This is a genomic window from Pseudomonas sp. FeS53a, from assembly GCF_000931385.1.
GTDB lineage: Bacteria > Pseudomonadota > Gammaproteobacteria > Pseudomonadales > Pseudomonadaceae > Metapseudomonas > Metapseudomonas otitidis.
In genome coordinates this window covers 26,284-49,194 of sequence record NZ_JYFT01000083.1, presented here as the reverse complement: position 1 = coordinate 49,194, position 22,911 = coordinate 26,284, and the positions used below count along the sequence as shown (strand labels likewise).

Genomic DNA, 22,911 nt, shown 5'->3' with positions numbered 1-22,911 from the left:
CGCCAGTTGCTGGCCCAGACCGGCCTCGACGGGGCCCAGGTCGACGAGGTCATCCTCGGCCAGGTGCTCACCGCAGGCTCCGGCCAGAACCCCGCCCGCCAGGCCGCCATCCTCGCCGGGCTGCCCCACGCGGTGCCGGCCCTGACCCTGAACAAGGTCTGCGGCTCCGGCCTCAAGGCCCTGCACCTCGCGGCCCAGGCCATTCGCTGCGGCGATGCCGAGGTGGTGATCGCCGGCGGCCAGGAGAACATGAGCCTCGCCCCCTACGTGATGCCCGGAGCCCGCACCGGCCTGCGCATGGGCCACGCCAAGCTGGTGGACACCATGATCCAGGACGGCCTGTGGGACGCCTTYAACGACTACCACATGGGTATCACCGCCGAGAACCTGGTGGAGAAGTACGGCATCAGCCGCGAAGCCCAGGACGCCTTCGCCGCCGCCTCCCAGCAGAAGGCCTGCGCGGCCATCGAAGGTGGGCGCTTCAAGGACGAGATCACCCCCATCCTGATCCCGCAGAAGAAGGGCGAGCCCATCGCCTTCGCCACCGACGAGCAGCCCCGCGCCGGCACCACCRCCGARTCCCTGGCCAAGCTCAAGCCGGCCTTCARGAAGGACGGCAGCGTCACCGCCGGCAACGCCTCCAGCCTCAACGACGGCGCCGCCGCCGTGCTGCTGATGAGCGCCGACAAGGCCAAGGCCCTCGGCCTGCCAGTGCTGGCGCGCATCGCCAGCTACGCCAGCGCCGGTGTCGACCCGGCGATCATGGGTATCGGCCCGGTCTCCGCAACCCGCCGCTGCCTGGAGAAAGCCGGCTGGAACCTGGCCGAGCTGGACCTCATCGAAGCCAACGAAGCCTTCGCCGCCCAGGCCCTGTCCGTGGGCCAGGAGCTGGGCTGGGACGCCGCCAAGGTCAACGTCAACGGCGGCGCCATTGCCCTCGGCCACCCCATCGGCGCTTCCGGCTGCCGCGTGCTGGTGACCCTGCTGCACGAGATGATCAAGCGCGATGCGAAGAAGGGCCTGGCAACCCTGTGCATCGGCGGCGGGCAGGGCGTGGCCCTGGCTATCGAGCGCTGATCCCCTGTCGGGCCGACGCCCCGGTCGGCCTGGCTACACGCTTGTTCACGCAACGCTCCGCGCACCTGCGCGGGGCGGGACGTACCACGCCCTGGCGTGGTGTCGTCGTTTCAGACCCACAGGGGGCGCAGACCCCCGAGCCGTTCCACCCCTATCCAGTGCCGGTGCCCACCATGCCTGGCCGACAAGAACAACAGTGAGGTAGACCGATGGTCACGCAACTCCAAGAAAGCCGCTCCGCCCGTTTTGCCATGCGGTGCTCCGCCTGGGCCGAGCGCTGGTTCCCCGATTCCTGGGTCTTCGCCGCCGCGGCCGTGATGCTGGTGACCCTGGCCGTGCTGGCCATGGGCGCGCCTGCCAGCCAGGCGGCCAAGGCCTTCGGTGACGGGTTCTGGAGCCTGATTCCCTTCACCATGCAGATGGCCTTCGTGGTCATCGGCGGCTATGTGGTCGCCAGCTCCGGGCCGGCGTCGAAACTCATCGACCGCCTGGCGCGGGTGCCGAAGAACGGCCGCTCGGCAGTGGCCTGGGTGGCGCTGGTGTCCATGCTCGCGTCGCTGCTCAACTGGGGCCTGTCCCTGGTGTTCGGCGGCCTGCTGGTGCGGGCCCTGGCACGCCGGGAGGAGCTGAAGATGGACTACCGCGCCGCCGGTGCGGCGGCCTACCTGGGCCTGGGCGCCGTGTGGGCGCTGGGCCTGTCGTCGTCGGCGGCGCAGTTGCAGGCCAACCCGGCCAGCCTGCCGCCGTCGATCCTGGCGATCACCGGGGTGATTCCGTTCACCGAGACGATCTTCCTCTGGCAATCCGGGGTCATGCTGCTGGCGCTCATCGTGGTGTCCCTGGTGGTGGCCTACATGACCGCGCCGAGTGCCGCCAATGCCCGTGACGCCAAGGCCTGCGGGGTGGACCCGAGCTTCACCGCGCCGCGCCAGGCCAAGCCGACCCGTCCGGGGGAGTGGCTGGAACACAGCCCGCTGCTGATCATCCTGCTGGTGGCCCTGGCCGGCGGCTGGCTGGCCCAGGAGTTCGCCAGCAAGCCGGCGATCACCGCCATCTCCGGCCTCAACACCTACAACCTGCTGTTCATCATGGCCGGCGCGCTGCTGCACTGGCGCCCGCGCAGCTTCCTCGACGCCGTGGCCCGTGCGGTGCCGACCACCACCGGGGTGTTGATCCAGTTCCCGCTGTACGGCTCCATCGCCGCGCTGATGACCACCGTGAACGGCAGCGACGGCCAGACCCTGGCGCACCACATCTCCACCTTCTTCGTGCAGATCGCCAGCCACGACACCTACGCGCTGCTGATGGGCGTGTACTCGGCGGTGCTGGGCTTCTTCATCCCCTCCGGCGGCGGCAAGTGGATCATCGAGGCGCCCTACGTGATGCAGGTGGCCAACGACCTGCAGTACCACCTGGGCTGGGCGGTGCAGATCTACAACGCCGCCGAGGCGCTGCCGAACCTGATCAACCCCTTCTACATGCTGCCGCTGCTGGGCGTGCTGGGGCTGAAGGCGCGGGACCTGATCGGCTTCTCCTTCGTGCAGCTGCTGGTGCATGCGCCCCTGGTGCTGGTGATGCTCTGGGCGCTGGGGCGGACCCTGGCCTACATCCCGCCGGTGATGCCCTGAGGGCGGGCGGCGGCGCGGGCATCACGGCCCGTGCCGTCGCCGTCTGGTGCTGGGGAGGAGGGCGGTCGGCAAGCTGTCATCAGTCGGTCATGAACGTGTCATAGCCTGCCGCCATCCCAACCAAGGAGCGCGACATGAAAGCAACCCGACTGAGTGCACTGATCGCCCTCGGCCTGGCGTCCGGAGCGGCCTGGGCCGATGTCCGGGTGGACGGGCCGGTGGAATACGGCGTGTTCGAGAGCCGCTACCAGGACTTCAAGCCCGGCGAGCGCGTGCTGACCAGCAGCGACCAGAGCATCCAGCAGACCGAGGTGGTGCCCGCCCGGCTCGGCACCAAGTTCGGCCTGCGCTACACCCTGGTCGGCAAGCGCGAGAACGACACGCCGCTGACCCTGCTGTACCTCACCCCGGGCGTGACCACCCCCGACGGCCAGCGCCACGACAAGTTCGAGGTGATCCAGAAGATGGCCCCGGGTGCTCCCCAGGACGTGATGGCCTATGAGTTCACCGAGACCCACGAAGTGGTGCCCGGTGCCTGGCACTTCATGGTGTTCCAGGGTGACCGGCTGCTTGCCGAGAAGCGTTTCGAGGTCCGCTGACCGCCTTTGCCGCCCGGTTCCGCCGGGCGGTCCCTCCCCACGGGCCAGGCCCGTCGCGCCCCAGGCGCCTGTGATTTCCCTCCCCGAATGACGACTGCCCGGCTGTTGGTTGGGCGGATGACTGGCGTATTGGCAGGTTCGGACATACTTTGTTACCGTACTTGCACTTTCGTACCAGATTCGCGCCCCGCTCCAACAACAAGAACAGCGTGACCGTCGCCGGCGTGCACCCCCGCGACGAGGATGGACACCTGCGAGAGCGATGCCGAGGCCTGCCCGTGTGCCCGGACGCCGTTCCGCAGCCGAGAGAAGAACAACAACAGGACCGGACGCAGAGCCGGCCCGAAATCTTGGCCGTCAAGGGAGGTACGTCGCTATGAAGAGGTTCATCCGCAATCCTGTCGCACCCCATCGATCAGGGCCTGCTGGCATCGCCTGGGGGCTGCTGCCCCTGCTGGTGGCGGGCTCGGCCCAGGCGGTGGAGTTCAGCCTGCTGGACAACCAGCTCACCGGCTCCATCGACACCACGCTGTCCTACGGCGCCATGTGGCGGGTGCAGGGACGGGACAAGGACAACATCAGCGACATCAACGCCGACGACGGCAACCGCAATTTCGATACCGGGCTGGTCTCCGAGGTGTACAAGGCCACGTCCGACCTCTCGCTGAAGTACGACAACTACGGCGCCTTCGTGCGCGGCACGGCGTACTACGACAGCCAGATCATGGACAAGCGCAACGACTACTACGGCACCACCGGTGGCGTGGAGCGACCCAGCCAGTCCTTCCCCGATGACGACCGCTTCACCCAAGGCACCCGCCACGTGGCCGGGCGCAAGGCCGAGGTGCTGGACGCCTACGTGTTCGGCAGCTGGGATGTCGGCGACATGCCCCTGGGCGCCAAGGTGGGACGCCAGGTCATCAACTGGGGCGAGGGGGTGTTCTACCGGGGCGGGGTGAACACCGTGAACCCGGTGGATGCGGCGCGCTTCCACCTGCCGGGCTCGGAGCTGAAGGAAGTGCTGGTGCCGATGGAGGCGCTGAGCTTCAACCTGGGGCTGACCGACAACCTGTCCATGGAGGCCTTCTACCAGTGGAAGTGGAAGGAAACCCGGCTGGACCCGGTGGGCACCTACTTCTCCGACACCGACCTGTTCGCCGATGGCGGGCATACGGCGTACACCACCACGGCCAACCCCGATCTGCTGGCGATCATGGGCCTGCACCCCCTGGCGGTAGCGGCGGGTGCCATCGGCAATGGCGCCTACGGGCCCAATGCCTACGTCAACGCGGAGAACGGGACCTTCAAGGTCGCCAATATCGGCAAGGACCTGCAGGCGGACGACAGCGGCCAGTTCGGCGTGGCCTTCCGCTACATGGCGGAGGAGCTGAACTCCACCGAGTTCGGTTTCTATTTCGTCAACTACCACGCCAAGGAGCCGCAGATCGCCATCGACCTGACCGGCTACAACGGTGTGGACATGGCTGGCCTGGCAGGCTTCGGGCCGGCCGGCCCAGGGTTGGCAACGCTGGATATGGCCAGCAATGCCCAGGCCCGGCGGCGCTATGTCGAAGACATCCGCATGTACGGTTTCAGCTTCAACACCACGGTGGGGGATGCCTCGGTGTCCGGCGAGATCGCTTATCGCCCCAACGCGCCGATCGCCATCGCCGCCACTGACGACCTCCTCAGCGACCTGCTGGGGCAGGGTGTCAACGGGTTGACCAACATCTACGACGCCAGCGTTGCAGGCAATGCCGCCTGCGCCCAGGTATCCGGCAAGCAGCTCTGCCGCAGTTCGATCTTCGACAACTACGAGCGTGCCGAGACCTACAACACCTCCCTGTCCACCCTCTACAACTTCGGCCCGGCGCTGAGCTTCGACTCGGTGATCGGCGTGGCCGAGCTGGCCTCCCAGCACATCCGTGGCAGCAGCCTGAAGTACACCGCCTTCGACGGCTCGGTGCGCAGGTTCACCAGCGCCACCGACAAGGCTTACGAGGACGAGCGCACCACCGACAGCGACCAGATCAGTCGCGACAGCTACGGCTACACGCTGCTGCTGTCCGGTAGCTGGAACGACGTCTATGCCGGGGTGAAGCTCTCGCCCTACGTGGTGTTCCAGCACGACTTCAAGGGCAACTCGGACCGCACCGGCAACTTCATCGAAGGGCGCAAGGCACACACCATCGGCGTGGACGCCAGCTACCTGAACAGCTTCGAAGTGGGCCTGCAGTACACCGAGTACTACGGCGCCGGGCGCAACAACAGCACCCGCGACCGCGACAACGTCTCGCTCACCGCCAAGTACTCGTTCTGACCACGCGCCCGGCCGTGGCCGGGCTGTCACCTGACAGGGAGACCCCCATGCTGAGCAAACCTTCGCTGCTGCTGGCCGCCTGCGTGCTGGCAACCATCACCTCCGAGGCCGGCGCCGCCGTGACGGCCGACCAGGCCGCCGCGCTCGACAGCCGGCTGACCCCCTTCGGCGCCGAGAAGGCCGGCAACGCTGCCGGCACCATTCCTGCCTGGACCGGCGGGCTGACCCAGGCCCCAGCCGGCTACAAGGGGCCCGGCCAGCACCATGTTGACCCCTTTGCCGGCGATACCCCGCAGTTCACCATCACCAAGGCCAACCTGGAGCAGTACAGGGCGCACCTGACGCCGGGCCAGGTGGCGCTGTTCAACGCCTACCCGGAGAGCTTCCAGATGCCGGTCTACGCCACCCGGCGTTCCGGCTCGGCGCCGCAGTGGGTCTACGACAACATCCGCCGCAACGCCACCAGCGCCAAGCTGCTCAACGGTGGCAACGGCTTTGCCGACGCCTACGGCGGCGTGCCGTTCCCGATCCCGCAGAACGGCCTGGAGGCGGTGTGGAACCACATCACCCGTTATCGCGGCACCTACATCGTGCGGCGCTCGGCGGAGGCGGGCGTGCAGCGCAATGGCGCCTACTCCCTGGTCACCTCCGAGGACGAGGCGCTGTTCCGCTTCTACGACCCCAAGGGCAGCTACGCGGGCCTGCAGAACACCCTGTTCTACTACCTCAGCTTCACCACCGCCCCGGCGCGCCTGGCCGGCAACGGCGCGCTGGTGCAGGAGATGCTCGACCAGGTCAAGGAGCCACGCCAGGCCTGGGGCTACAACCCCGGACAGCGCCGTGTGCGGCGGGCGCCGACCCTGGCCTACGACACGCCCATCGAGTCCACCGACGGCCTGCGCACCGCCGATGACACTGACATGTACAACGGCGCGCCGGATCGCTACGACTGGACCCTGGTGGGCAAGCAGGAGATTTACATCCCCTACAACAACTACAAGGTCACCAGCCCCGAGGTGAAGTACAAGGACCTGCTGCAGCCCGGCCACATCAACCCCAAGTACACCCGCTACGAGCTGCACCGGGTGTGGGTGGTGGATGGCAAGCTCAAGCCCGGCGCCCGGCACATCTACTCGCGGCGCACGCTGTTCCTCGACGAGGACAGCTGGGGCGCTGCGGTGGTTGACCAGTACGACGGCCGGGGCGACCTCTGGCGGGTGTCGATGGCCTACCTGAAAAACTTCTACGAAGTGCCCACGGTGTGGACCGCGCTGGACACCTTCCACGACCTCCAGGCCCGCCGCTACGGCGTGCAGTGGCTGGACAACGAAGAGCCCGGCACCGTCGACTTCAGCCAGTCGTCCCCCGGTGACGCGGCCTTCACCCCGGCCGCCCTGAGGCGCAAGGCCTCGCGCTGACCAGAGTCCCGCCCCACGGCGGGACTGCTCGTCGACCCGGCGCCGCGTTATAGTCGCGCGATTCCAACCGAAGGGATGAGCGAGGACCATGGTGGCGCCGGTGAGGATTCTGGTGGTGGACGACGATGCCGAGGTGCGCGAGCTGCTGCAGGACTACCTGGGCGGCCACGCCTACCAGGTGGAGACGGCCTGTGACAGCGGCAGCATGCGCGCGGCCCTGGCAGTCGGCTTGCCGGACCTGGTGCTGCTGGACGTCGGCCTGCCCGGCGAGGACGGCCTGAGCCTCGCCCGCTACCTGCGCGAGCACCACGACCTGCCGGTGATCATGGTCTCCGGCGCCGGCAGCGCCGTGGACCGCACCATCGGCCTGGAAGTGGGTGCCGACGACTACGTGGCCAAGCCCTTCGACCCCCGCGAACTGCTGGCCCGGATCAAGACCGTGCTGCGCCGCTACCAGCGCGCCCCGGCGTCCGCTGCCGTGGCGGAGGCCGCTGCCCCCGTCGAATCCGATACCCGCCTGCAACTGGGCGCCTGCCGCCTGGACCTGGAGCGCCGCCAGCTGTTCGACGCCTCGGGCGCGGAAATTCCCCTCACGGCCATGGAGTTCGACCTGCTCCAGGCCTTCGCCCAGCGGCCCAACCGGCCGTTGTCCCGCGACCAGTTGCTCAACCTCACCCAGAACCGCGACTGGAACCCCTTCGACCGCTCCATCGACATCCGCATCGCCCGCCTGCGCCGCAAGCTCGAGACCGACCCCGACAAACCCCAGGTGATCCGCACCCTGCGCGGGGTGGGGTACATGTTCGTGCCGGGCTGACCCCGCGCCTGGTGCTTCTGCTCGGCGCCAGGCCGCCGTTTGTTTCAATTGTTTCAACCGCGTTGTACCCCCTGAAATCCCTCGGGGCGGCTCTCTATACTCCGTTCACCCAAGAGGCTCCTGGAGGCCTTCCGATGAGCCAGACGGCCCACCGCCCGCTGTTCGACGGCGCCGCCGAACACCAGTTGCGCCAGATCGTCGACAACAGCAGCGCGGTCATCTACGTGAAGGACCTGGAAGGGCGCCTGCGCCTGGTGAACCGGGCGTTCGAGCAGGTGTTCAAGGTCACTGCCGAGCAGGTCATCGGTCATGTCGACCATGAGTTCTTCCCGGCCGAGCTGGCCGATGTGCTGCGGGCCAACGACCAGAAGGTGGTGGAGCTGGGGCGCGAGCAGGAGTTCGAGGAGCGCCTGCCGTTCAACGGTGTGGTGCGCACCTACCTGTCGAGCAAGTTCCCTTTGTTCGACGCGGAGGGGCGGGTCACGGCGGTGTGCGGCATCTCCACCGACATCAGTTCGCGCAAGAGCGTCGAGGAGGTGCTGCGCTACGTGGCCCTGGGGATTTCGGCGGCCACCGGCAACGAGGTGTTCGAGGCGATCGCCCGCTACATGGTGCGCTCGCTCCGGGCCGACTTTGCCTTCGTCAGCCGCATCAGCGACGAGGGGCCGCACAAGCTCACCACCCTGGCGATGTATTACAACGGCTCGCTGCAGGCCAACTCGACCTACCCCTTGAGCGGTTCACCCTGCGGCGACGTACAGGGACGGGCCTTTCATTTCGTCGGCACCGGGTTGCAGGCGCTGTATCCGAATGACGCCGTATTCCGTGCCTATGGGGTCGACAGCTACGCCGGCTACCCGCTGTTCGCCACCGATGGCCGGCCGCTGGGACTGATCGCTGCTGGCCGCCTGGGCCCGATGAAAGAGCGCGAGCGCGCCGAGTCGGTGCTGCGCATCTTCTCGGTGCGGGCGGCGGCGGAGATCGAGCGCCTGGAGGCGGAGGCCAGCTACCGGGCGATCTTCGCCGGCTCCGAGGACGCCATCCTGGTGCTGGATGTGGAGACCGGGGCGCTGGTGGATGCCAACCCGCGTGCTTGCGCGACGGTCGGCTACAGCTACGAGGAAATGATCGGGCTGGACATCGATGCCTTCAGCGCCGGCTACGAACCCTACACCGGGCGCCAGGCCGCGGGCTTCCTGGCCCGCGCGGCGGCGGGCGAGCCGCAGCGGTTCGAGTGGCACCGGCGCAACCGCGACGGCAGCCTGCATTGGGACGATGTGACCCTGAAGCGGGTGACCCTCTCGGGGGTGGACCGCATCCTGGTGTTCTGCCGCGAGATCACCCAGCGCAAGGAGGCGGAGCAGGCGCTGCGCGCCAGCGAGCTGCAGCACCGCACCATCACCGACACGGCGCTGGATTGCTTCATCAGCATGGACGGCGCCGGGCGCATCCTGGCCTTCAACCCGGCCGCCGAGCGCTGCTTCGGCATCGCCCGGGACCAGGCGCTGGGGCGAGGGTTGCTGAAGCTGATCATCCCCGAGCGGTTCCACGTGATGTACGAACAGGACCTGGAGCGCTACGCGCAGACCGGCAACGGCAGCTTTCTCGGCAAGCGCCTGGAAGTGGTGGCGCGCCGTGCCTCCGGAGAGGAGTTTCCGGCGGAACTGGCCCTGACCCATGTGAATGGCGACGAAGGCCCCCGTTACATCTGCTACCTGCGCGACATCACCGAGCGGCGCCAGGCCGAGGAGGAGAAGACCCGTCTGGAGCAGCAGTTGCGCCAGGCCCAGCGCATGGAAGCCATCGGGCATCTGACCGGGGGCATTGCCCACGACTTCAACAACCTGCTGACCAGCATGCTGGGCTACACGGTAATGGCGCAGGAGCATGCCGAGTCCCTGCGCGACGAGCGCCTGGGCAAGTACCTGACCCGGGTGCAGCGGTCGGCGGAGAAGGCCCGCGACCTGATCCAGCAGATGCTGACCTTCAGCCGTGGCAGCCGGGGTACGCCCCAAGTGACGGCGCTGGACCGGTTGCTGGGCAGCTTCATCCGCCTGCTGGAATCCACCCTGCCGGCCACCGTCGAGCTGGAGACCCACCTGGCAGCCGATCTGCCGCCGGTGCTGGCGGACCCGGTGCAGCTGGAGCAGGTGCTGATGAACCTGTGTATCAACGCCCGGGACGCCATGGGCGGTGTCGGGCGCTTGCGCATCGAGCTGCAGCGGCAGCACCTGGGCGATGGCGTGTGCGCGTCCTGCCAGCAGCGGGTGGCGGGGCCCTTCGTCAGCCTGACGGTGAGCGATAGCGGCCCGGGCATCGATGCGGGCCTGCGTTCGCAGGTGTTCGAGCCGTTCTTCTCCACCAAGGCCAGCGGCCAGGGCAGTGGCATGGGCTTGTCCATGGTCCACGGCATCGTCCATGAGTACGGCGGGCACATCCTGCTGGAGGGTGGCGCGGGGCAGGGGGCGGTGTTCCGCGTTCTGCTGCCGGCCCACGAGGACGGGCAGCTTCCGGAGGGGATGGCCTGCTGCCCGGCGGAGCATGTTCCGGTTCGCGCGACCTTGCAGGGGCGGGTGGCGGTGGTGGACGACGACCCGCTGGTGGGCGAATTCATGAGTGACCTGCTGGCCACCTGGGGGCTGGAGGTGCAGCTGTTCAGCGACCCGGAGCAGGCCAGCCTGCACCTGGGGGCCGACCCTTACGCGCGGGACCTGGTGATTCTCGACCAGAGCATGCCGAGGTTGACCGGCATGCAGTTGGCGCGGCGCCTGCTGGCGGCCCGTGCGGACCTGCCGATCCTGCTCTACACCGGCTTCAGCGACAGCCTGGTGGAGGAGGACGTGCGCGCCCAGGGCGTGCGGGCGATGCTGACCAAGCCGCTGGACCAGGCCCGCTTGCATGCGCTGCTGGGCGAACTGCTGGAGGCGGCGGGCAGTTACCGTACTGAAACAAACTGAGCGGCGGCAGCCACAGTACGGATACAGGGGCGGTGCAGGCTGTAACCATCAGCCACCGGCCATCAAGGACCGCCATCATGGACACCCTCTCCGGACGCATCGCCGCTGTTTCCCTCGGACTGACCAGCTGGCTGGTCGCCCTGGCCACCTTCCTCGTCGCCATCGGTTTTCTCGCCGGCCTGCCGCTGGCGCCTTTCCACCTGGAGGCGCCGCTGGTGGTGCCGCCTTGGCACGCCCTGGCACTGGACGGGCTGCTGCTGGTGGGGCTGGTGGCGGCCGTGCTGCTGGCCGCTGGCCGCAGCCACCGCGTGCGGCTGCTGATGGTGAGCGCGGTGGCGCTGCTGGTCATGGCGTTCTGGCAGCCCCTGGGGGGTGAGACCTGGCAGTTCGACAACCCGTCCCTGCGGCTGGTGCTCTCCGCGGCCTTCGGCCTGGGGGCGGCGTTGCTGGCCTACGCGCTGGTGCTGGCGGATGTGCTGTCCGGATCGGGGCTGGTGGCGGCCTGGCGCCGGTTGCCGGCCGGCTCGGCCCGGGCGATCCCCGCCCTGGCCCGTGGCCTGCGCGGTGAGGCGCGGCTGGCGTCCGGGCTCGGTGTGCTGCTGTGTGCCTGGGGCAGCCCGGCCATGGGGGTTGCGCACCTGGGGCTGGCGCTGCTGGCGAGCCTGGTGGTGGGGTGGGCGATGGTGCGGGGCCGCGCCCGGTCATCCGGGCGGGTGCTGAGGCTGGAGCGTGCGCCGCGTGACGGGGTGCGCCACGCAGCCTGAGGCCAGGCGGACTAGACGGTGAAGCGCGCCACCATGGCGTTGAGTTCCAGGGCCAGGCGCGAGAGCTGGTAGCTGGCGGTGGAGGTTTCGTTGGCGCCGGTCGCGGTCTGGGTGGACAGGTCGCGGATGTTGACCAGGTTGCGGTCCACCTCGCGGGCGACCTGGGCCTGCTCTTCGGCGGCGCTGGCGATCACCAGGGTGCGCTCGTTGATGTGGCTGACCTGCTCGGCGATCTCCACCAGGGCGGTGCCGGCGGCTTCGGCGATCTCCAGCATCTGGCGGGCACGCTGGTCGTTCTGGCTCATGGCGCTGACCGCCTCGCCGGTGCCGCTCTGGATGTTTCCGATCATCTGTTCGATTTCACGGGTGGATTCCTGGGTGCGGTGGGCGAGGGCGCGTACCTCGTCGGCGACCACGGCGAAGCCGCGCCCCTGCTCGCCGGCGCGGGCTGCCTCGATGGCGGCGTTGAGGGCCAGCAGGTTGGTCTGCTCGGCGATGGCGCGTATCACGTCGAGCACCTTGCTAATGTTCTGCGCCCGTTCGGCCAGGCCTTCCACCAACTCACTGGTCTGGGCGACGTCGTCGCTCATGTGGCGGATCGCCTGGACGGTCTGCTCGACCCGGCTGCGCCCGGCATGGGCCGATTGCTCGGAGGCCCGGGAGGCTTCTGAAGTGCCGGCGGCGTTGCGGGCCACTTCCTCGACGGCGGCAGTCATCTCGTTCACCGCCGTGGCGGCCATCTGGATTTCGTCGTGCTGCTGGCTGAGGGTGCGGTTGCTTTCCTCGGTGATGGCGCTCATTTCCTCTGCGGCCGAGGCGAGCTGGGTGGCGGAATGGCTGATCTGCTCGATGGTGCCGCGCAGTTGCTGCTGCATCTTCTTCAGGGCGGTGAGCAGTTGGGCGGGTTCGTCCCGGCCGGTGGTGTCGATGGGGCCGGTGAGGTCGCCGCTTGCCACCACGTCGGCGGCGCGCACGGCGATGTGCAGCGGCTGGGTGATGCTACGGGTCAGCAGCCAGGCCAGCAGCACGGTGGCCAGTACCGCCAGGGCCAGCACGCTGAGCACGGCAGTCTTGGCGCTGGCGTAGTCCTGGTCGGCTTTTACGTTGGCCTGCTCGGCGCCTTCGGTGTTGTAGTCCAGCAGGGCCTGCAAGGTCTTGATGGTGGTGCGGTAGTTCTCCAGCAGCGAACCCTGGACGAGGCGGTTGGCGCCGGCACTGTCACCACTGCGGGAGAGGCCCAGGAGCTGGGTGGACTCGTCCTGGAAGCGTTTGTACTGCTGCTGGAAGGCGCGGAACAATTCGGTGTCCCGGCCCGTATCCATGTCCTTCTCATAGGCCTGGCTGGTCTTCGCCAGGTTGGCCTCCAGCTCCTGAAGGCGCTGCTCAAGAGCGGGCTTGGCGGCCGCTTCGGCGAGCACGTGGCCCAGTTGCACCTGGCGTATTTCGGTGACCAGCAGTTCCAGCTTGGCCAGGTTCCTGAGGCTCGGGATCCAGCTCTGGCTCATTTCGGTGGAGGCGCCGTTGATCACCGCCATGCGGTTCAGCGAGAACAGGCCGGTGAGTATCAGCAGCAGGGTGATGAGGGCAAAGCTCGAGGCGGCGCGCGGGGCGATGGGGAACTGGCGCAGGAACATGGGCACTTCTCCGTGGGGGCCAGGCGGGGGACGCGGAGGAGTATAGGTTTTCTTGCTGGCCTGCGAAGCCTGGCCTGGGGGCTTTTCAGGGGAAGTGAGGGCCTGCCGCTGGGCAGGCCCTGTGGTGTCAGACGGTGAAGCGGGCGACCACGGCACTGAGGTCGGCGGCCAGGCGGGACAGTTCCTGGCTGGCGCTGGAGGTCTGGTTGGAGCCGGTGGCGGTCTGGGCGGAGAGGTCGCGGATGTTGACCAGGTTGCGATCCACCTCGCGGGCGACCTGGGCCTGCTCTTCCGCCGCGCTGGCGATCACCAGGGTGCGTTCGTTGATGGCGCTGACCTGGGCGGCGATCACATCCAGGGCCTGGCCGGCGGCTTCGGCGATCTTGAGAATCTCCCGGGCGCGTTCGTCGTTCTGGCTCATGGCGCTGACGGCGTTGCCGGTGCCGGTCTGGATGCTGGCGATCATCTGTTCGATTTCGCGGGTGGATTCCTGGGTGCGGTGGGCGAGGGCGCGGACTTCGTCGGCGACCACGGCGAACCCCCGGCCTGCTTCGCCGGCCCGGGCGGCCTCGATGGCGGCGTTGAGGGCCAGTAGGTTGGTCTGCTCGGCGATGGCGCGGATCACGTCGAGCACCTTGCTGATGCCCTGGGCCTGGTCGGCCAGGCCGCCGACGATGCTGCTGGTCTGGCTGACTTCGCTGCTCATGGCGCGGATGGCCTGGACGGTCTGGGCGACCTGGTGGCGGCCACCTTCGGCGGACTCTTCCGAGAGGCGCGAGGCTTCGGAGGTGGAGGCGGCATTGCGTGCGACCTCTTCGACGGCGGCGGTCATCTGGTTGACGGCGGTGGCGGCCATCTCCGTTTCGTCGTGCTGGCGATTCATGGCCTGGTTGGTTTCATCGGTCACCACGCTGAGCTGGTGGGCGGCAGCGGCCAATTGGCTGGAGGAGTCGGTGATGTGGCGGATGGTCTGGTGCAGGCTGCTGCGCATCTCGGCGAGGGCTTGCATCAGCCGCGCGGGCTCGTCCCGGCCCTGGGTGTCGATGGTGCCGGTGAGGTCGCCGTTGGCGACGGTGCGGGCGGCTTCCACGGCATTGCGGATCGGCACGACGATGCTGCGGGTGAGCAGCCAGGCCGTGGCGACGGCGAGCAGCGCGGCGAGTACCAGCACGAGGCTGACGGCGGTGCGGGCACCTTCATAGGTGCTGGCGCTGGCATCGCCGGAGCGGTCGGCTTCGAGGTTGCTCAGCTTGATCAGCTCGGTGAGGGTGGCGTGGACGTCCTCATAGGCCTTGCGCAGGGGGCCGCGCATCAGTTCGTAGGCGTCGTCGGCGCGGTTGCTGCGGGAGAGTTGCAGCAACTGGTCGTGGCTCTGGAGGTAGGTTTCCTTGCGCTGGCGGTATTCGGCGAACAGGCGCTTCTCGTCCGGCAACAGGAACAGGGGCTGGTAGATGCGCTCGATCTCGTCCAGCTCCTCGCGGATCTTGGCCATGCGCGCTTCCTGGCGGCTCATCTGCTCGGCCTCGCGGCTGAGAATGTGGTTCATCTCGCTGAGACGGTATTCGGCCATCAGGTAGCCGAGCTGGCTGGAGTACTCGACGCTGGGGAGCCAGATCTTGGATACCTGGTAGGCGGCTTCGTCCATGGTGGACATCCGCGACAGGCAGAAGAGCCCCAGGCCCACCAGCAACAGGGTGATGACGGCGAAGCCGCAGGCGGCGCGGATGGAAATGCTCAGGTTGCGCAGGGACATGGGAGGCTCCTCCGGGGATGCGCGTGGGCGTACGGGCATTAAGAGCGGAGGCGTTGCGCGGGACTTAAATGCGGCGGCGGGGTTTGGGAAAGGTCTGATGCGGTTTTACGCAGGGCATGAAAAAGGCCCGTATCCGGGGATACGGGCCTTCAGGTGTTGCCGGGGGCCGGTCAGGCCTTGAAGCGCTGCAGCACCAGGGTGGCGTTGGTGCCGCCGAAGCCGAAGCTGTTGGACATGACGGTGTCCAGCTTGGCGTCTTCGCGAACCTGGCGAAGGATCGGCATGTCGGCCACTTCCGGGTCCAGCTCGTCGATGTTGGCCGAGGCAGCGATGAAGTTGCCTTCCATCATCAGCAGGCAGTAGATCGCCTCGTGGACGCCGGCGGCACCCAGGCTGTGGCCGGACAGGCTCTTGGTGGAGCTGATTACCGGGGCCTTGTCGCCGAAGACTTCACGTACGCCGCGGATCTCCGCCACGTCGCCCACCGGGGTGGAGGTGCCGTGGGTGTTGAGGTAGTCGATCGGGGCCTTGACGGTGGACAGGGCCTGCTGCATGCAGCGGACCGCGCCTTCGCCGCTCGGGGCGACCATGTCGTAGCCGTCGGAGGTGGCACCGTAGCCGACGATCTCGGCGTAGATCTTGGCGCCGCGCTTGAGGGCGTGCTCCAGTTCCTCGACCACCACCATGCCGCCGCCACCGGCGATGACGAAGCCGTCACGCTTGGCGTCGTAGGCGCGGGAGGCCTTCTCGGGGGTGTCGTTGTACTGGGTGGAGAGGGCGCCCATGGCGTCGAACAGGCAGCTCTGGCTCCAGTGCTCTTCCTCGCCGCCGCCGGCGAAGACCACGTCCTGCTTGCCGAGCTGGATCTGCTCCATGGCCTGGCCGATACAGTGCGCGCTGGTGGCGCAGGCGGAGGAGATGGAGAAGTTCACGCCCTTGATCTGGAAGGGGGTGGCCAGGCACGCGGAAACGGTGCTGCCCATGGTGCGGGTCACGCGGTATGGGCCGATGCGCTTGACGCCCTTCTCGCGGAGGGTGTCGATGGCTTCCATCTGGTTGACGGTGGAGGCGCCACCGGAACCGGCGATGAGGCCGGTGCGGGGATTGGAGATCTGCTCGGGCGTCAGGCCGGAGTCCTTGATCGCCTGTTCCATCGCCAGGTAGGCGTAGGCGGCGGCGTCACCCATGAAGCGGAAGATCTTGCGATCGATCAGCTCTTCCAGGTTCAGGTCGACGGAACCGGAAACGTGGCTGCGCAGGCCCATCTCGGCGTAGGCCGGGTTGTGGCGGATACCGGCACGGCCGGCACGCAGGTTGGCGGAAACGGTTTCCTTGTCATTGCCCAGGCAGGAAACGATGCCCAGGCCGGTGATCACGACGCGACGCATGCGGATAACCCTTAGAAGCTGTCAGTTGAAGTGAAGAGGCCGACGCGGAGGCCTTCCGCGCTGTAGATCTCGCGCCCGTCGACGCTGACGGTGCCATCGGCGATGCCGAGGATCAGCGAGCGGTTGATGGTGCGCTTGATCTGGATGTTGTAGGTGATCTTCTTGGCGGTCGGCAGGATCTGACCGAAGAATTTCACCTCGCCCGAGCCCAGTGCACGGCCGCGGCCGGGGTTGCCCTGCCAGCCGAGGTAGAAGCCCACCAGCTGCCACATGGCATCGAGGCCCAGGCAGCCCGGCATCACCGGGTCGCCCTCGAAGTGGCAGGCGAAGAACCACAGGTCGGGGTTGATATCGAGCTCGGCGACGATTTCGCCCTTGCCGTACTTCCCGCCGGTTTCGCTGATGTGAACGATCCGGTCGATCATCAGCATGTTGGGGGCGGGCAGTTGCGCATTACCAGGTCCGAACAGCTCACCGCGACTGCAGCGCAGCAGGTCTTCCCGGGAATAGGCGTTTTGTCTTGTCATGCGAGCTCCTAAATGGTCCCCGTACTGCAGGGCTTGGCATTTCGTCCACTGCCGTGCGCATAGCGCCGAATCGGCAGACTAGTCATAGACTGTTGCGTTGCAGTGAAAGTCACAGAGTACACTCGTACACCTGCATTCCGATCGTCCCGGGTCGCGCAAGGTGGGGGTTCGAGGGCACAGCCTGCCGCACTTTATCACCCGCTGCCCACTCACCGAAGGTCGGGGGGGCAATCGGTCGCGCCGCCCAGCCAGCGCTGCAGCACACGCTGCAGGTCTGCCCGTTTGAACGGCTTGGCGAGGTAATCGTTCATACCCGCTTCCAGGCATGCTTCGCGGTCGCCCTGCAGGGCGTTGGCGGTGAGGGCGATGATGGGGACCCGGGTGCCTCCATTCATGCCGCGAATCTGACGGGTGGCTTCATAGCCATCGAGCACCGGCAGCCGGCAGTCCATGAGGATGGCGGCGAACCCCGTGCGAGAAGCCGCCTGCACGGCCTGGGCACCGTCGCTGACCAGGCTGACGCGGTAGCCGAGGCTGCGCAGCATGGCTTCTATCACGGTCTGGTTGACCGGGTTGTCCTCCACCAGCAGCACGTCCTGGCCGTTGCCCGCCGCGGCCTGGTCCAGGTAGGGGCCGTCTGTGCGGTTCACCTGCTGGCGGAAGGGCAGGGGGATTTCCAGGGTGAACACCGAGCCCTGGCCCTGGTGGCTTTCGGCGCGCAGGGTGCCGCCCATGCGCTCGGCCAGGGTGCGGGCGATGGGCAGGCCGAGGCCGGTGCCGCCGTAGCGCCGGGAAATGGAGCTGTCGGCCTGCTGGAAGGCGTCGAACATGTGCTCCAGCCGTTCCGGGGGAATGCCGATGCCGCTGTCGTGCACGGCGCAGGTGAGCCAGAGCACCTGGTCGTCCAGCGCCTGCCACTGGGTGACCACGCGGATGCTGCCCTCTTCGGTGAACTTCAGGGCGTTGCCGACCAGGTTCACCAGGATCTGCCGGATGCGCGTCGGGTCGCCCTGGACCTCCACCTGTTCCAGGCCGGGCTGAGTCTCCACGATCAACGCCAGGCCGCGCTGCTGGGCGCTGTGCTGGAACACCTGCACCGAACCGTTGACCAGCTCCAGCAGGTTGAAGGCGATGCGCTCCAGTTCCAGCGCGCCCCGCTCGATGCGGGAGAAGTCGAGGATGTCGTTGATCACCTTCAGCAGGTGCTCGGTGGACTCGGTGGCCAGGGCGGCGTACTCGGCCTGCTCCTGGGTCATCTCGGTTGTTTCAAGAAGTTGCAGCATGCCCAGCACGCCGTTCATCGGTGTGCGCAGCTCGTGGCTCATCATCGCCAGGAAGTCGGACTTGGCGCGGTTGGCCTGCTCGGCTTCTTCCCGCGCGGCAATCAGCTGGTCGATGGCCTGGCGCTGTTCCCGGCTGGCGCGGTCGAGGCCGCTGGCGAGGTTGTTGATGTGCCGGGCCAGGTCACCCAGCTCGCCTTCCTCCATCACCGGCAGGCTGGCCTGGTAGTTACCGGCCTGGATGGCCTCCACTGCCTGGCCCATGGCGCTGATGGGCTGTGACAGGCGGATGGCCAGGCGGCGCGCCACCAGGAAGGTGAGGATCAGGGCGAACAGCGCCAGCAGTGTGGCCTTGAGCAGGATCTCCTGCTGGCGACTGCTGAACGCATCGTTGGACATGCCGACCACCACGCGCCCGAGGTAGCCGGTGGCCAGCTTGCTGTCGCCACGCCCGGCATGGAACAGCGTCTCGTTGCCCAGCTGCACCTGCTGCAGGCGGATGGGCGCATGGAAGATCTCCACCTGTGCACCGTTGCGTTCGAGGGTGCCCGGCTGCTCGACGTAGGCGAGGATGGCGTCGTCCTGGTCGCGCACTTCCAGGAAGCGCACATGGGGGGTGTCCAGGGTGGCCTTGAGCAGGCCCTCCAGCACCGGACGGTTGCCGGCGATCACGCCGTATTCGGCTGCCGGCGCCAACTGGTTGGCGATCAACTGGCCGGTGTGGTTGAGCTCCTGGCGCAGGTCCTGCAACCGGGCGAAGGTGAAGAAGCCGGTCAGCAGCAAGGTCAGCAGCAGGGCGGGGCCGAGGCTGATGAGTTGGGTGCGGGTGTGGATGTCCCAGCTGCGGGTCATGGGGTGGTGCCTCCTGGGCCCGTCAGCGTGGAGTCAAGGTACGTCAGCCCCCGGGCGTTTCCGCTTTGGTCGCTCGCCCGGGCGCCCGCGTCACCTTGGCGGCATGCAAGCCGTCGGGTAGAAGAGGCGGGCGAGGGGCGTGGAGGCATGCAGGGGTCTCGGCGCAGGGCTTGCCAGGTTGGGTGATGGCCGTTCGGCGGGCGTTCGGCACCGTAAAACCACGAAGCGGTCACATGGGTGCGGGATTTTCGTCGCTCCCCCGCGGCTTGACCAGTGGCAGATGCCCGGTTTGAGACTGGTTGGTCGCTCGGGCCTCCGTATAATGCGCGGATTCGCCACCCGGGTGGCTCTACATGGACTGGTTATGACTCGAGATCAATCGATCGCAGTGCTGGGTGGCGGCAGCTTCGGCACCGCCATTGCCAACCTCCTCGCCGAGAACGGCAACAGCGTGCTGCAGTGGATGCGCGACCCCCAGCAGGCCGAGGCGATTCGCCAGAACCGCGAGAACCCCCGCTACCTCAAGGGGGTGAAGATCCACCCCGGGGTCAGCCCCAGTTCCGACCTGCCGGCCGTGCTGGCGGCCTGCGACCTGGTCTTCGTGGCTATCCCCTCCAGCGCCCTGCGCAAGGCCCTGGAGCCGGTGGCCGAGCAGCTCGAAGGCAAGCTGCTGGTGAGCCTGACCAAGGGCATCGAGGCCCGGAGCTTCAAGCTGATGAGCCAGATCCTCGAAGACGTGGCGCCCAAGGCGCGCATCGGCGTGCTCTCCGGCCCGAACCTGGCCAAGGAAGTGGCCGATCACGCGCTGACCGCCACCGTGGTGGCCAGCGAAGACGCCGAGCTCTGCCAGCGCGTGCAGCAGGCCCTGCACGGCAAGACCTTCCGCGTCTATGCCAGCGCCGACCGCTTCGGCGTGGAGCTGGGCGGCGCGCTGAAGAACGTCTACGCCATCATCGCCGGCATGGCCGCTGCCCTGGGCATGGGCGAGAACACCAAGAGCATGCTGATCACCCGGGCACTGGCCGAGATGACCCGCTTCGCCGTCAAGCTCGGCGCCAACCCCATGACCTTCCTCGGCCTGGCCGGTGTCGGTGACCTGATCGTCACCTGCTCCTCGCCCAAGAGCCGCAACTACCAGGTGGGCTTCGCTCTGGGCGAGGGGCTGTCCCTGGAGGATGCCGTGGCCCGCCTGGGCGAGGTGGCCGAGGGGGTCAACACCCTCAAGGTGCTGAAGGCCCGCGCTGAGGAACTGCAGGTCTACATGCCGCTGGTCTCCGGCCTGCACGCCATCCTCTTCGAAGGGCGCACCCTGGCCCAGGTGATCGAGGTGCTGATGCGTGGCGAGCCGAAGACCGACGTCGACTTCATCCCCACCAGCGGCTTCTGAACCAGCCGCCCCAGGACCAGGAGCTAACCATGAGCAATGAGCAAGAAGACCTGCAGCGCGAGTCCATCCTGCTGCGTGTGTTGTGGATGCTGATCTTCGTCATCGTCTGGCAGTTGGCCGAGATCGTGCTCGGCGTGGTGGTGCTGGCCCAGCTGGGCTACCGCGCCTTCTACGGCGCGCCCAACGGCGGGCTGATGGCCTTCGGTGACAGCCTCAGCCAGTACCTGGCCCAGATCGGCCGCTTCGGCACCTTCAATACCGAGGAAAAGCCCTGGCCGTTCGCCGACTGGCCGACCCCGCGCGCGCCGGAAGGCGAGGCCGCCCACAGCGTGCCCCCGGCGCCCCACCCGGTGCGTGACGAAGAGCCGAAGCTGTGAAGCTCTGGCTGCTGCGCCACGGCGAGGCTGAGCCCAGGGCCGCCACCGATGCCGAGCGACCGCTGACCCGCAACGGCCGCCAGGAGGTGCTGCAGGCTGCAGCCCGCCTGGCGGGAGTGTCATTGGACGCGATCATCGTCAGCCCCTACCTGCGCGCCCGGCAGACGGCCGAACTGGTGGTCGAGGCCCTGGCATTCCAGGGGCCGGTGCTGGTGGAGAGCTGGCTGACGCCGGAAAGCGACCCGCGCGAGGCGCTCGACCGGCTGGCTCGGCGGGAAGAGAGCCAGTTGCTGCTGGTGACCCACAACCCGTTCGTAGGGGAGCTGGCTGGCCTGCTCGTCCACGGCCATCGTCAGCAGCCATTGGCCATGAGCACCGCCAGCCTGGCCGAACTCGACGGCGCAATGCCCCTGGCCGGGGTGATGGACCTGCGTGCGCTTCACCATCCCCATCGCCTGTGACCCCGCAGGGGCTCAAGGAAGACTGCCGTGATCCATGATTTCACCCGCCAGGCACTCGCCTGGCTTCTGGCCGTGGCCTGCATCCCCTTCGCGGGCGCTGCCGATCACCCCGACCCGTCCTACTTCGTCGGCCGCTACTGGGTGGTGGGCCGCCTGCCGGACAGTGGCACGCCCTACAGCGGTGACCTCAAGGTCTACCTGCATGAGGGCGAGATGGCGCTGTACTGGGAGGTGGGCGATGAGGTCTGGACCGGGCGGGCGACCTTCGTCGAGTCGGAGCTCGTCGATACCGCCACCCAGCTGCGCATCACCGTCGAGCGCGATGGCCATCCGTACGAAGGGACGCTGCTCTGGCGCAACGACCTGGACAACTACCCAAGGGTCTCGGGCTACATCTACGACCCGAAGGTCGACACCGACAAACCGGGCCTGGAGGCCTGGTTCCCCAACCCCGAGTCCCCCTGAACTAAACGCCCGGCCAAGGGGCCGGGCGCTGTCGGGTCAGTGGCTGGGGGTCTTGTCACCCCTCGTCTTCCAGAGCGAGACCAGCACGCCGCCGATCAGCAGGCTCAGGGTCACGCCCAGGGAGATAGCCGGGGGGATCTTGCCGATGAAGCCCACCAGGAAGATCTTGCCGCCGATGAACACCAGCACCAGGGCCAGGGCGTACTTCAGGTAGGCGAAGCGGTGGATCAGCGCCGCCAGGGCGAAGTACAGGGCCCGCAGGCCGAGGATGGCGAAGATGTTGGAGGTGTAGACGATGAACGGGTCCTGGGTGATGGCGAAGATCGCCGGGACGCTGTCCACCGCGAACACCAGGTCGGCCAGCTCGATCATCACCAGGGCCAGCAGCAGCGGCGTACCCCAGAGCACCACACGGCCGCTGGCGTCCGGCTGGCGGACGAAGAAGCGCTGGCCGTGGAGTTCGTCGGTGATCCGCATGTGGCTTCGCAGGAAGCGCACGAAGCGGTTCTCCGCCAGGTTCGGCTCGTCGTCCACCTTGGCGAACAGCATCTTCACGCCGGTGATGACCAGGAACACGCCGAACACGTAGAGGATCCAGCTGAACTCATGGATCAGTGCGGCGCCCAGGGCGATCATCACGCCACGCAGCACGATCACGCCCATGATTCCCCAGAACAGCACCTTGTGCTGGTACTGCCGCGGGATGGCCAGGAAGCTGAAGATCATCGCCATCAGGAACACGTTGTCCATCGACAGCGACTTCTCGATCAGGAAGCCGGTGACGTAGTCCATGCTCGCGTCAGCGCCTTTCTGGTGCCAGACCCAGAGGCCGAACAGCAGGCCTGCGGTGATGTAGCCGGCAGAAAGCATCAGGCTTTCCTTCACACCGATCTCGCGCTCCTTGCGATGGAGCACGCCGAGGTCGAAGGCCAGCAGGGAGGCGACTACGGCAATGAAGACCAGCCAGAGCCAGGTTGAGGTGCCGAGGAAGTCGGCGAAGAGAAACGAATCTAGGGCAGTCACGAGCCCCTCCTTTCAGTCGAATTGAACCAACTATGACTCCGACATGGCGGCGCTAACCGTCAGAGGGGCCCGGCGTCATGGCGGCGAGAATACGGACCGCCTCATACCCACTCAAGCTGGCCTTTTTGCAAATTGTGTACGCCGCCGACAGACGTCACGGTCGATACATTTCTTAACTTGCGCC

18 protein-coding genes are annotated in these 22,911 nt (G+C 67.5%); 12 read left to right on the top strand and 6 right to left on the bottom strand.

Annotated features, from left to right (window positions below; translation table 11 throughout):
• The 8 genes from SZ55_RS26165 to SZ55_RS27205 form a co-directional block, all read left to right on the top strand.
• A partial coding sequence (locus SZ55_RS26165) for an acetyl-CoA C-acetyltransferase (protein ID WP_052807678.1) occupies positions 1–1,077 on the top strand: 1,077 nt, incomplete at its 5' end.
• Between the two features lie 209 nt (positions 1,078–1,286).
• Complete coding sequence (locus SZ55_RS26160) at positions 1,287–2,705, top strand: short-chain fatty acid transporter (RefSeq protein ID WP_044414025.1); 1,419 nt, start codon at positions 1,287–1,289, stop codon at positions 2,703–2,705.
• Positions 2,706–2,839: 134 nt separating this feature from the next.
• Complete coding sequence (locus tag SZ55_RS26155; protein ID WP_044414022.1) at positions 2,840–3,304, top strand: DUF3859 domain-containing protein; 465 nt, start codon at positions 2,840–2,842, stop codon at positions 3,302–3,304.
• A gap of 376 nt (positions 3,305–3,680) precedes the next feature.
• Positions 3,681–5,624, top strand: a complete 1,944-nt coding sequence (locus tag SZ55_RS26150) for a DUF1302 domain-containing protein (protein WP_044414019.1) — start codon at positions 3,681–3,683, stop codon at positions 5,622–5,624.
• Between the two features lie 47 nt (positions 5,625–5,671).
• On the top strand, positions 5,672–7,042 hold the full coding sequence (locus tag SZ55_RS26145; RefSeq protein WP_044414016.1) for a DUF1329 domain-containing protein: 1,371 nt from the start codon (positions 5,672–5,674) through the stop codon (positions 7,040–7,042).
• 88 nt (positions 7,043–7,130) lie between these two features.
• The gene (locus SZ55_RS26140) at positions 7,131–7,859 is read left to right on the top strand and encodes a response regulator (RefSeq protein WP_044414013.1); all 729 of its coding nucleotides are present in this window, start codon (positions 7,131–7,133) and stop codon (positions 7,857–7,859) included.
• A 134-nt stretch (positions 7,860–7,993) separates the two neighbouring features.
• The gene (locus SZ55_RS26135) at positions 7,994–10,816 is read left to right on the top strand and encodes a PAS domain S-box protein (protein ID WP_044414010.1); all 2,823 of its coding nucleotides are present in this window, start codon (positions 7,994–7,996) and stop codon (positions 10,814–10,816) included.
• A 77-nt stretch (positions 10,817–10,893) separates the two neighbouring features.
• Positions 10,894–11,580 (top strand): hypothetical protein, encoded by a 687-nt coding sequence (locus tag SZ55_RS27205; RefSeq protein ID WP_052807677.1) that lies wholly within the window; start codon positions 10,894–10,896, stop codon positions 11,578–11,580.
• 11 nt (positions 11,581–11,591) lie between these two features.
• Here SZ55_RS27205 and SZ55_RS26125 read toward each other — a convergent pair whose 3' ends face one another.
• The 5 genes from SZ55_RS26125 to SZ55_RS26105 form a co-directional block, all read right to left on the bottom strand.
• Positions 11,592–13,214: a methyl-accepting chemotaxis protein gene (locus SZ55_RS26125; protein ID WP_044414007.1), complete on the bottom strand. Its 1,623-nt coding sequence runs from the start codon at positions 13,212–13,214 to the stop codon at positions 11,592–11,594.
• Between the two features lie 127 nt (positions 13,215–13,341).
• Complete coding sequence (locus SZ55_RS26120) at positions 13,342–14,967, bottom strand: methyl-accepting chemotaxis protein (RefSeq protein ID WP_044414003.1); 1,626 nt, start codon at positions 14,965–14,967, stop codon at positions 13,342–13,344.
• Positions 14,968–15,137: 170 nt separating this feature from the next.
• The gene (fabB, locus tag SZ55_RS26115; protein WP_044413999.1) at positions 15,138–16,355 is read right to left on the bottom strand and encodes a beta-ketoacyl-ACP synthase I; all 1,218 of its coding nucleotides are present in this window, start codon (positions 16,353–16,355) and stop codon (positions 15,138–15,140) included.
• Positions 16,356–16,366: 11 nt separating this feature from the next.
• Complete coding sequence (gene fabA, locus SZ55_RS26110; protein WP_044413996.1) at positions 16,367–16,882, bottom strand: 3-hydroxyacyl-[acyl-carrier-protein] dehydratase FabA; 516 nt, start codon at positions 16,880–16,882, stop codon at positions 16,367–16,369.
• A 209-nt stretch (positions 16,883–17,091) separates the two neighbouring features.
• Positions 17,092–19,014: an ATP-binding protein gene (locus tag SZ55_RS26105; protein WP_044413993.1), complete on the bottom strand. Its 1,923-nt coding sequence runs from the start codon at positions 19,012–19,014 to the stop codon at positions 17,092–17,094.
• A gap of 364 nt (positions 19,015–19,378) precedes the next feature.
• Here SZ55_RS26105 and SZ55_RS26100 point away from each other — a divergent pair, with 364 nt between their 5' ends.
• Genes SZ55_RS26100 through SZ55_RS26085 form a run of 4 tightly spaced genes read left to right on the top strand, consistent with a single transcriptional unit; the run spans position 19,379 to position 21,704 of the window.
• Positions 19,379–20,401: an NAD(P)H-dependent glycerol-3-phosphate dehydrogenase gene (locus SZ55_RS26100; RefSeq protein WP_044413990.1), complete on the top strand. Its 1,023-nt coding sequence runs from the start codon at positions 19,379–19,381 to the stop codon at positions 20,399–20,401.
• A gap of 29 nt (positions 20,402–20,430) precedes the next feature.
• A complete protein-coding gene (locus tag SZ55_RS26095; RefSeq protein ID WP_044413989.1) occupies positions 20,431–20,778 on the top strand; it encodes a DUF4389 domain-containing protein in 348 nt (115 codons plus the stop codon).
• Positions 20,775–21,239 carry a phosphohistidine phosphatase SixA gene (gene sixA, locus SZ55_RS26090; RefSeq protein ID WP_044413987.1) on the top strand — a complete coding sequence of 155 codons (465 nt, stop codon included), beginning with the start codon at positions 20,775–20,777 and terminating at the stop codon, positions 21,237–21,239. The genes SZ55_RS26095 and sixA overlap by 4 nt, the downstream gene beginning before the upstream one ends.
• Before the next feature lie 27 nt (positions 21,240–21,266).
• Positions 21,267–21,704 carry a hypothetical protein gene (locus tag SZ55_RS26085; RefSeq protein WP_044413985.1) on the top strand — a complete coding sequence of 146 codons (438 nt, stop codon included), beginning with the start codon at positions 21,267–21,269 and terminating at the stop codon, positions 21,702–21,704.
• Positions 21,705–21,740: 36 nt separating this feature from the next.
• On the opposite strand, the gene SZ55_RS26080 is transcribed toward SZ55_RS26085, so the two are convergent.
• Complete coding sequence (locus SZ55_RS26080; protein WP_044413983.1) at positions 21,741–22,727, bottom strand: TerC family protein; 987 nt, start codon at positions 22,725–22,727, stop codon at positions 21,741–21,743.
• Positions 22,728–22,911: the final 184 nt, after the last annotated feature.

Bases quoted from the DNA above. Each gene is read 5' to 3' on its own strand.
- SZ55_RS26140 (WP_044414013.1), top strand. From the start codon at position 7,131: ATGGTGGCGCCGGTGAGGATTCTGGTGGTGGACGACGATGCCGAGGTG.
- SZ55_RS26120 (WP_044414003.1), bottom strand. From the start codon at position 14,967: ATGTCCCTGCGCAACCTGAGCATTTCCATCCGCGCCGCCTGCGGCTTC.
- SZ55_RS26125 (WP_044414007.1), bottom strand. From the start codon at position 13,214: ATGTTCCTGCGCCAGTTCCCCATCGCCCCGCGCGCCGCCTCGAGCTTT.
- SZ55_RS26155 (WP_044414022.1), top strand. From the start codon at position 2,840: ATGAAAGCAACCCGACTGAGTGCACTGATCGCCCTCGGCCTGGCGTCC.
- SZ55_RS26100 (WP_044413990.1), top strand. From the start codon at position 19,379: ATGACTCGAGATCAATCGATCGCAGTGCTGGGTGGCGGCAGCTTCGGC.
- SZ55_RS26150 (WP_044414019.1), top strand. From the start codon at position 3,681: ATGAAGAGGTTCATCCGCAATCCTGTCGCACCCCATCGATCAGGGCCT.
- SZ55_RS26145 (WP_044414016.1), top strand. From the start codon at position 5,672: ATGCTGAGCAAACCTTCGCTGCTGCTGGCCGCCTGCGTGCTGGCAACC.
- SZ55_RS26105 (WP_044413993.1), bottom strand. From the start codon at position 19,014: ATGACCCGCAGCTGGGACATCCACACCCGCACCCAACTCATCAGCCTC.
- fabA (WP_044413996.1), bottom strand. From the start codon at position 16,882: ATGACAAGACAAAACGCCTATTCCCGGGAAGACCTGCTGCGCTGCAGT.
- SZ55_RS27205 (WP_052807677.1), top strand. From the start codon at position 10,894: ATGGACACCCTCTCCGGACGCATCGCCGCTGTTTCCCTCGGACTGACC.
- SZ55_RS26135 (WP_044414010.1), top strand. From the start codon at position 7,994: ATGAGCCAGACGGCCCACCGCCCGCTGTTCGACGGCGCCGCCGAACAC.
- SZ55_RS26095 (WP_044413989.1), top strand. From the start codon at position 20,431: ATGAGCAATGAGCAAGAAGACCTGCAGCGCGAGTCCATCCTGCTGCGT.
- fabB (WP_044413999.1), bottom strand. From the start codon at position 16,355: ATGCGTCGCGTCGTGATCACCGGCCTGGGCATCGTTTCCTGCCTGGGC.
- SZ55_RS26160 (WP_044414025.1), top strand. From the start codon at position 1,287: ATGGTCACGCAACTCCAAGAAAGCCGCTCCGCCCGTTTTGCCATGCGG.